Source organism: Corallococcus praedator, assembly GCF_003612125.1.
Taxonomy (GTDB): Bacteria; Myxococcota; Myxococcia; order Myxococcales; family Myxococcaceae; genus Corallococcus; species Corallococcus praedator.
In genome coordinates, this window is sequence record NZ_RAWI01000562.1 from 1 (window position 1) to 4,751 (window position 4,751).

Below are 4,751 nucleotides of genomic sequence, written 5' to 3' on the forward strand. Positions count from 1 at the left end.
CCCCTTCACTTTGCGCCCCCACGTCCCGCTTTTCGGTGTATTCCGGGCTCCCCCCACCCCTTGGGCGCACCCCTGCGCGGACTCCAGGAGAAGCCATGCATCACAGCCGACTCAGCACCTTCGTCATCGACTGCAAGAGCGACAACCTCGAAGCGTCCGCGCGCTTCTGGAGCGCGGCGCTGGGACGGAAGCTGAAGCCGGTGGATCCGGACTCGCCCAACTACCGCGAGCTGGAGGCGACGGCCGACGAGCCCTCGCTCCTCCTCCAGCAGGTGGACCACGAAAGCCGCATCCACCTGGACATCGAGTCGGACGACCTGGACGCGGAGCTGGAGCGCCTGGAGGCGCTGGGGGCCAGGCGCGTCGCCTACGTGAAGCGCTGGTGGGTGATGGAGGCGCCCACCGGGCATCGCTTCTGCATCGTCCGTCCGCAGCGAGGCCCCCTGGAGGGGCGAGCCAACGTGTGGGACGGCGAGGGCCGCTAGGCAGCGCCCACCCGGGCATCCAGGGCGGCCTGGAGCAGGTCCAGCAGCCCCGGCCACGCCTCCGCGGACAGCCACAGCCCTTCCGGGGCGTGCACCGCGGTCATCGTCAGGGACGAGGCTTCGAAGAGCCGGGCGGCCAGCGCGCCGTCCCTGGGCAGGCGACCCTCCACCCGGAGTACCTGCCCGTCCCACTGGAGGTCCGGCGGCAACAGCTTCTGGGCCAGGGCCTTGAGCGTGGCCCGGCCCGCGCCGGTGCGCAGCGCCACCATCATCAGCGATGACGCACCGGGCGACTCCTCCAACTCCACCCGGCCCGGCGTGGACAGCCACAGCGTGTAGCGTCCCTGGGCCAGCTCCACGCGCTCCGGGGTGGCCTCCACCCGCAGCCTCCAGCCCTTCACGGACAGCCGCAGGTCGTACACGGCGGGCCGGGAGTCCCAGGAGCGCAGCTCCAGCGCCTTGACGCCCTTGAGCACCTGGCGCGACAGCGCCTCCACCCGCGCGTGCGACAGCCGCACCCGCCGGCCGGCCACGTCCACCGCGACCTCCGAGGAGAGCTGTTCGGGCAGCGCCTTCGCCCACGCGAGCGCGCCCTCCAGCATTCCCGTCCACTGCCCCGCCATCGTGCGCGCCTCCCGGGGTGCCCTGGCCTCCAGGGCACCTGTGTCGGGAGCACAATGGGGTACGCGGGGCCCCCGTGCAAAGCGCACGCGCGGTGCTACGGTGCGCCCCGTGCCCCAGAGCGAGTCCCTGTCAGCCCGGGTGGAGCGGTTGGAGCTGCCCTTCAACGAGTACGGCGTCGACCCGTATGGCATCTCCAAGAAGCACCTGAAACTGGCGTTGGAGTTCTTCGCCTTCCTCTACCGGAACTACTTCCGGGTGCGCTGCACCGGCGTGCAACACATCCCCAAGAAGGGCCGGGGCATGCTGGTGGGCAACCACTCCGGCGGCGTCGCGGTGGACGGGATGATGGTGCTCACCTCCACGATGCTGGAGATGGATCCACCCAGGCTCGCGCAGGGCATGGTGGAGCGCTTCATCCACAAGTTCCCGGTGGCCTCCCTGTGGGCCAGCCGCACCGGCCAGTTCACCGGCCTGCCCGAGCACGCCGTGCGCCTGCTGGAGGATGACCGGCTCCTGATGATCTTCCCGGAAGGCGCTCGGGGCACCGCGAAGCTCTACACGGAGCGCTACTCGCTGGTGGACTTCGGCACGGGCTTCATCCGGCTGGCGCTCCAGACGCGCTCGCCCATCATCCCCTTCGCCTTCCTGGGCGGCGGCGCGGCCATCCCCACGGTGACCAACGCGTACGCGCTGGGCAAGCTGCTGGGCGTGCCGTACGTGCCGCTGACGCCGTACCTCCTGCCGCTGCCGCTGCCGGTGGGGCTGGAGATCCATTACGGTGAGCCGCTCGTCTTCCAGGGCACCGGCGACGAGGAGGACCACATCATCCAGGGGTACGTGGACCAGGTGAAGGACAGCATCGCGCGGCTCATCGAGGACCACCGCGCCGAGCGCAACCTGCGCCGCGCCCGGAGGCTGCTGCCATGAAGGTGTTGATCCCCGGCATCTCCGGCGGCATCGCGCGAAGGCTGGCCCTGCGCCTGCGCGACAGCGGACACCAGGTCGCGGGGCTGGACATCCGCCCGTGGCGGGACGGCCCCAAGGACATCGAGGTCCACCCGGTGGACGTGCGCAAGCGCGCCGCCGAGGACGTCTTCCGCCGCTGGAAGCCGGACGCGGTGGTGCACATGGCCACGGTGACGGCCTTCACGGTGCGGGGCGGCGAGCGGGGCCGCATCAACCTGGACGGCACCAAGGCGGTGTTCGACCACTGCGCCGCGCACGGCGTGAAGCAGGTGCTCTTCGTGGGCCGGCACACGTTCTACGGGGCGGCGCCGGACTCGCCGCTGTACCACTCCGAGGACGAGCCTCCGCGCGCGCTGGAGGCCATCCCGGAGCTGGCGGACCTGGTGGCCGCGGACCTGTACGCGGCGACGGCGCTGTGGCGCCTGCCGAACATCACCACCGCGGTGCTGCGGCTCGTGTACACGCTGGGCACGCCGGGCACGGGCACGCTCGCGAACCTGATTCGCGGCAAGCGCGTGCCCATGGTGCTGGGCTACGACCCGCTGTTCCACGTCATGCAGGAGGAGGACGTGGTGACGGCGCTGCAGCTCGCGCTGGAGAAGCGCGTGCGCGGCATCTTCAACGTCGCGGGCCCGTCTCCCGTGCCGCTGTCGGTCATCATCAAGGGCACGGGCCGCACGCCGGTGCCGCTGCCCTCACCCCTCATGTCGCTCCTGATGGGACGGGCGGGCTTCCCCCGGCTGTCGGTGGGCGCGACGGACCATTTGAGATACCCCATCGTGGTGGACAACAAGCGCTTCCTGGAGGCCACGGGCTTCAAGGCCACCTACGACGAGGGCCGCATCCTCCGGGCGTACGCGGATTCGCTGCCCATCACCCCGTCAGGAATCGGCTGAGATGGTCACGGAGAGCCTGAGTGTGACGCCGGCGCGGGAAGCGACGCCCGGCCTGCTGCGCCGGGTGGAGGCGGTGGTGTTCCTCACCGTGTTCCTGGACCTGGTGGGCTTCGGCATCGTCATCCCGATGCTGCCCTTCTACGTGCAGTCCATGGGCGGCTCGGCGCGGATGGTGGGCATCCTGCTGGGGTGCTTCTCCTTCACCCAGCTGCTCGCGACGCCGCTGCTCGGGCGCTACTCGGACCGGCACGGGCGGCGGGCGGTCATCCTGCTGAGCCTGCTGGCGAACGCGGCGGCGATGGTGCTGTTCGCGCTGGCCAGCTACGAGAAGATGCTCCCCCTGCTCTTCGCCTCGCGCATCCTGGCGGGGGCGACGTCCGGGAACATCGCCGCGTGTCAGGCGGCCATCGCGGACGTGACGACGCGGCAGACGCGCGCGAAGTCGATGGGCCGCATCGGCGCGGGCATCGGGCTGGGCATGGTGCTGGGGCCCACGCTGGGCGGGGTGTTCTCCGGCCTGGGGCCGTGGGTGCCGCCGCTGCTGGCCGGAGGGCTGGCGCTGGTGGGCTTCGTGGGCGCGCTGGTGGCGATGCCGGAGACGCACCCGCCCGAGGCGCGCGTCCAGGCGAAATCCCAGACGCGCTGGTCCGCGTTGCAGGACTCCCCCCGGCGCAAGGCCCTGGGGATGGTGCTGGGATTGTTCTTCGCGGTGTTCCTGTCCATGACCACGCTCCAGGTGGCGTTCGCGCTGGTGGTGCAGTCGCGGCTGGGCTGGGGCTCCAAGGAGGTGGGCTACACGTTCGCGGTGGTGGGCGGACTGGGGCTCATCATCCAGGGCGGACTGATTGGGCCGCTGGCGCGCAAGGTGGGGGAGTTCCGGCTGCTCATCACCGGGGCGCTCATCCTGGCGTCGGGCATGACGGGGCTCGCGGTGTCGCAGCAGGCGCCGCTGATGATGGCCTCCGTGGTGCTGGTGGGCGTGGGCATGGGGTTCCTGCAGCCGCTGATTTCGAGCCTGGCCTCGCAGGTGGCCACGTCGTCGCAGCAGGGCGCCGTGCTGGGTCTGGCGCAGTCGTGCGGGGGCCTTGCGCGCACGGTAGGGCCGGTGGCGACCGGTTGGATGTATGCGTCATTGGGCACCCAGACCCCCTTCCTGACGGGCATGGTTTCCGCGCTCGCGGCGGCGGGGCTGGGGCTGCTCCTGAGTCGGGAATCGCTGGAGGAGAAGGCGCGGTAGAGCGGTTCCAGACCCACCCGGGTCAAACCCATCCGTAAGTCCATACCTCCTTTGGGGGTCTTGTCAGCGCCCGACCTGGCAGAGCAGGCTTTGCACGCACAGGAGGTGGTGAAGCGATACCACTTCCGGGGGGGCGGGCTTGCCATTGGCGGGAGATGTCGCGCTGCTGGATGCGTTGGACCGGCAGGCCCGGCGCCGGAAAGAAGGCATCGCGACGCTGAGCGTGCTGGAGGGCCCGGCGGACGCTGGGAACATGCTCTGGGCCCGGTGGGCGGCCCGCCATGGATTGGCGGTGGTGGAGGTCTCCGGTGAGGACCTGAACGCGGCGGCGCTGGGCTGGGCCCGGGCGCTGGCGGCGGGAAGGGACCTGGGGGCGGACGCGGAGGCGCTGGCGACGTTCAGCCTGACGGCCGCGAATCCCAGACACATGCCGGTGTTCACGGGCAAGACGGCGCACGAGCGGCGCGTGTTGCTGGACGGGCTGGCGCCGCCCGCGCGGCTGCCGGAGGCCACGTGGGCGCTGTGCCGTGCGCTCATCATCGG

At 71.1% G+C, this 4,751-nt stretch carries 5 protein-coding genes and 1 pseudogene; 5 read left to right on the top strand and 1 reads right to left on the bottom strand.

Going from position 1 to position 4,751, the window contains the following annotated elements; translation table 11 throughout:
- Positions 1-95: 95 nt before the first annotated feature.
- Positions 96-485, top strand: coding sequence for a VOC family protein (locus D7Y13_RS38735; RefSeq protein WP_120586058.1), 390 nt, complete (start codon positions 96-98; stop codon positions 483-485).
- Here the strand turns inward: D7Y13_RS38735 and D7Y13_RS38740 are convergent.
- Positions 482-1,108 (bottom strand): hypothetical protein, encoded by a 627-nt coding sequence (locus D7Y13_RS38740; RefSeq protein WP_120538149.1) that lies wholly within the window; start codon positions 1,106-1,108, stop codon positions 482-484. The genes D7Y13_RS38735 and D7Y13_RS38740 overlap by 4 nt on opposite strands.
- Before the next feature lie 100 nt (positions 1,109-1,208).
- Between D7Y13_RS38740 and D7Y13_RS38745 the strand changes: the two genes are divergently transcribed.
- From D7Y13_RS38745 to D7Y13_RS38760, 4 genes and pseudogenes are all read left to right on the top strand, one after another.
- On the top strand, positions 1,209-2,036 hold the full coding sequence (locus D7Y13_RS38745; protein ID WP_120538150.1) for a lysophospholipid acyltransferase family protein: 828 nt from the start codon (positions 1,209-1,211) through the stop codon (positions 2,034-2,036).
- Complete coding sequence (locus D7Y13_RS38750) at positions 2,033-2,971, top strand: SDR family oxidoreductase (RefSeq protein WP_120538151.1); 939 nt, start codon at positions 2,033-2,035, stop codon at positions 2,969-2,971. Before D7Y13_RS38745 ends, D7Y13_RS38750 begins: the two co-directional genes overlap by 4 nt.
- A 1-nt stretch (position 2,972) precedes the next feature.
- On the top strand, positions 2,973-4,208 hold the full coding sequence (locus D7Y13_RS38755; protein ID WP_120586057.1) for an MFS transporter: 1,236 nt from the start codon (positions 2,973-2,975) through the stop codon (positions 4,206-4,208).
- 139 nt (positions 4,209-4,347) lie between these two features.
- Positions 4,348-4,751: pseudogene (locus D7Y13_RS38760) on the top strand (endonuclease domain-containing protein); the annotation flags it as partial.

What these genes read in the sequence shown, in the direction of transcription:
- D7Y13_RS38735 (WP_120586058.1), top strand. Translation starts at nt 96, where the DNA reads ATGCATCACAGCCGACTCAGCACCTTCGTCATCGACTGCAAGAGCGAC.
- D7Y13_RS38740 (WP_120538149.1), bottom strand. Translation starts at nt 1,108, where the DNA reads ATGGCGGGGCAGTGGACGGGAATGCTGGAGGGCGCGCTCGCGTGGGCG.
- D7Y13_RS38750 (WP_120538151.1), top strand. Translation starts at nt 2,033, where the DNA reads ATGAAGGTGTTGATCCCCGGCATCTCCGGCGGCATCGCGCGAAGGCTG.
- D7Y13_RS38755 (WP_120586057.1), top strand. Translation starts at nt 2,973, where the DNA reads ATGGTCACGGAGAGCCTGAGTGTGACGCCGGCGCGGGAAGCGACGCCC.